The sequence below is a fragment of the Rossellomorea sp. NRS-1567 genome, assembly GCF_050467885.1.
Classification (GTDB): Bacteria; Bacillota; Bacilli; order Bacillales; family Bacillaceae_B; genus Rossellomorea; species Rossellomorea aquimaris_C.
Genome location: NZ_JBITPL010000022.1, coordinates 1 through 1345, shown reverse-complemented (window position 1 = coordinate 1345; position 1345 = coordinate 1). Strand labels below are relative to the sequence as shown.

At 37.9% G+C, this 1345-nt stretch carries 1 protein-coding gene; it reads right to left on the bottom strand.

The genetic code is table 11. The features are described from left to right. Window positions 1-213: 213 nt before the first annotated feature. Window positions 214-1345 (bottom strand): IS256 family transposase (locus ACIFOD_RS16260; RefSeq protein ID WP_430315498.1); only part of this gene is annotated, 1132 nt, incomplete at its 5' end.

Here is a 1345-nt window from a genome sequence, read left to right as displayed (position 1 = left end):
AGTCAAGTCCTTAATAATGTGTAAATTCCTTACTTGTCTTTTTCAACGGTTAATTGGATATAGCTATTAGATTCCACATTTTTTTTGCGAAACTTCCATAATTTATCCCTTCATAGCCAGGGCAGGCTGTCAAAGGCTCTTCACTTTGACAGCCTGCCCTGGCTATGAAACCATTTTGAATGGGAAGTTTCATTCAAAAATGCTTTGGGCTTTTTAAAAGGATTTTCTTTTTGAATAATTGGTTTGTTGATAATGAAATAATACTGCTCCGACCAATCGGAAGGCTGACTGAATGTTAGGGAATATTCTTATGACTTTTTCTCTTCTTCGCACCTCTTGGTTTAAGCGTTCCAGACAATTAGTACTGCGAATATGTGGTCGAATTTCTTCAGGGTGATCCATGTACTGAATGGTATCTTCAAAGCCTTCATCTAAGATGGCCAACGCTTTTTCATATTTTGTATTCTCGCTAAACTGACTCATCAGATCTTCTTTAAAGTTCCTCATATCTTCGATTTTGACAGCTTCAAATACCCTCTTAATCATGGTTCTAATTTCTTTGGAATCTTTCTTTGGGAGTTGCTTGATAATATTTCGTTTGAAATGGACATTACACCTCTGCCAACTGGTTCCAATAAACTCACGTAAAACGGCTTTTTGTAGACCCTTATGGGCATCTGAAATCACAAGCTTAGGAGATTGTAAACCGCGGGATTTCAGTTGTTGAAAGAACCTACTCCAACTTTCATAGCTCTCGGCATGATCGACCATTAACCCTAAAATCTCACGATTATTTTTCTCTGAAAGAGCTGTCGCGATGTAGACGGCTTTTGAAACGACACGATGGTGTTCACGGACTTTTATATACATAGCATCTACAAATATATATGGAAAATAAGTGACGTTCAAAGGTCTCTTGGCCCAATCATTTATGATAGGATCTAATTTTTGAGTCAAGGAAGAAACGAATGATTTTGAAACTGTCTCTCCACAAAGCTGTTCCACAATATGAGTGACCTTACGAGTAGAAACACCATTAATCACCATCTCGATCATTGAAATGACAAAAGCCTGGTCACACCGTGCATATTTTTCAAATAGGGAAGGAGAAAAATCTCCATTACGTGTGCGTGGAACTTTCAATTTGAGTTTTCCAATACTCATTGTAAACTCGCGTTCGTAGTAGCCATTCCGATAATCTAAACGATCAGTGGATCGTTCATAAGAAGCTGCTTGTAAGTAATCATCTCTCTCCCTTTCCATGTATTCATTCAACACAAGGACGATGGCTGATCGGACCACTGTTTCAATATTAGAATTCATCACTGCTTCTTTTAAAGAATCC